This window comes from Acidithiobacillus sp. TH-A36 (assembly GCF_057473445.1).
Genome location: NZ_JBYCKP010000235.1, coordinates 1 through 2,043, shown reverse-complemented (window position 1 = coordinate 2,043; position 2,043 = coordinate 1). Strand labels below are relative to the sequence as shown.

The following is a 2,043-nucleotide window of genomic DNA, read 5'->3' as shown; positions in this document are numbered from 1 at the left end:
GCCCGGCAAGGACGCCCGGAACAGGCTGCGGCTCTGTGGCAGCGCTGCGTCAATGCCGCACCGTATTCCGATGCGGGAAAAAAAGCGCAACAATTGTTGCTGCAACATGGCTGATCAAGAGATGGACTCTATGGATGAAAGCTCCAGCAATCCGGATTTGCGAAATGCTCGTGAAGCACGTGGCTGGACTCTAAAGCAAGTAGCAGAGCGCTTACATATTACTGAAATTCAGGTTCAAGGGCTTGAAGAAGGGAATTATGCCGTGCTTCCCGGAGCGACTTTTGCCCGTGGATTCCTCAAGAATTATGCACGCATTCTGGATCTGGATCCGGAACCGTTGCTGCGTAATTATGACGCCGCCAACGCGGGGTCGGGAATTTCTCCGACGCGCCAATTGCTTCCTGATGGCGAAAGTCCCTTACTGGATTACAGCAAACGCACCCTGCTGATTTCTTTCTTGATATTAATTGCCGTGATAGTGGCTGTCTGGTGGTTCTGGGGGCGGAGCGAGAACACTTCTACCGTACTACCTGAAAATAACAGCCACAGCGTTTCCTCCATGCCGGCGACCCTGGCTGAGCCGGCAATTTCCAATACAGCGCCCACTGCTTCTGTTCAAAGTGTGGTCGTAGCTACTCGCAGTCAGGCTGTGGGCAGCTCCAGTCCAGTGACGGCCACAGCGCAACCGGCTGCGACCAGCTCTACAGTGACCAGCAATACGACTGCGGGAATCGCTTTCCAGTTTCATGCCAACTGCTGGGTGCAGGTCAGGGACGCTACCGGTAAAACCTTGTTGGCGGTCCTCGGTCGTCCGGGTGATCTGCTCAAAGTGAACTCAGGAAAACCTCCTTATCAGGTTCTGGTTGGCAATGCCCAGGGCGTCACCATTCATTATCAGGGTAAAGCTATTGCGCTTCCTGCGAACGCCATGGGCGTGGCCCGTCTGCAACTGGGAACCGCCCCCACCGCAAGCACGCAATCTGCTGCTGTTCCAGCTATTACAGCGTCAGTACACAGTTCGGCAGATATTCACAGCCCTGTTAACCGGCATCGTGCTGTGCTAAACCATAGTGCACAACCCGACGTTGTTGCCCCAATCACTTCCGCAGCGCTTTCCGTAAGCGCATCTGTTACTAGCGAGGCATCCCATGCACCATGAATCTCCTATTCAGCGTCGTAAAACCCGGCAAATTCACGTTGGAAAAGTCGCCATCGGTGGAGATGCGCCGATCAGCGTGCAAAGCATGACCAATACCGAAACCCGGGACGTAGCAGCCACTGTGGCGCAAATTCGCCGTCTGGAAGCGGTGGGAGCAGACATTGTTCGGGTTTCTGTACCCAGTATGGATGCTGCTGAGGCTTTCAAGGCCATCCGCGCGCAGGTGGAAACACCTCTGGTTGCCGATATTCATTTTGATCATCGCATCGCTCTGCAGGTCATGGCCGATGGTGTCGATGGCCTGCGTATCAATCCCGGTAATATCGGGTCACTGGACAAAACCCGTCTGGTCGTGGAAATGGCCAAGGACAAGGGTATTCCCATTCGTATCGGCGTCAACGCCGGCTCCCTGGAAAAAGATATTCAGGAAAAATATGGCGAACCCACGCCTGAAGCCTTGGTAGAGTCTGCCTTGCGGCATGTGAGCATTCTCGATGAGCTGAATTTCCACGATGTTAAAATCAGCGTGAAAGCTTCCGACGTTTTTCTCGCAGTAGGGGCATACCGACTGCTTTCAGAAAAAGTGGATTATCCCCTGCATCTGGGCATTACCGAGGCGGGTGGTCTGCGTTCGGGTACGGTAAAATCCGCCATTGGTCTGGGTCTGCTGCTGCGTGATGGTATTGGCGATACCATCCGTATTTCCCTGGCCGCTGATCCCGTCGAAGAAATCCGGGTTGGCTTTGATATTCTCAAGAGCCTGCACCTGCGGCAGAAGGGTATTAACCTGATTGCCTGTCCTTCCTGCTCCCGTCAGGAGTTTGATGTCATCAACACCATCAATGCCCTGGAGGCGCGGCTTGAAGATATTCTTGAGCCCATGG

2 protein-coding genes are annotated in these 2,043 nt (G+C 54.1%); both read left to right on the top strand.

From position 1 onward, the window contains the following. Nucleotides 1–130 precede the first annotated feature (130 nt). Nucleotides 131–1,159: a RodZ domain-containing protein gene (locus AC2VLY_RS06155; protein WP_486921944.1), complete on the top strand. Its 1,029-nt coding sequence runs from the start codon at nucleotides 131–133 to the stop codon at nucleotides 1,157–1,159. Next, nucleotides 1,149–2,043: flavodoxin-dependent (E)-4-hydroxy-3-methylbut-2-enyl-diphosphate synthase (ispG, locus tag AC2VLY_RS06150; RefSeq protein WP_486894175.1), on the top strand; the 895-nt coding region annotated here is incomplete at its 3' end. The genes AC2VLY_RS06155 and ispG, both read left to right, overlap by 11 nt.

What these genes read in the sequence shown, in the direction of transcription:
- AC2VLY_RS06155 (WP_486921944.1), top strand. Translation starts at nt 131, where the DNA reads ATGGATGAAAGCTCCAGCAATCCGGATTTGCGAAATGCTCGTGAAGCA.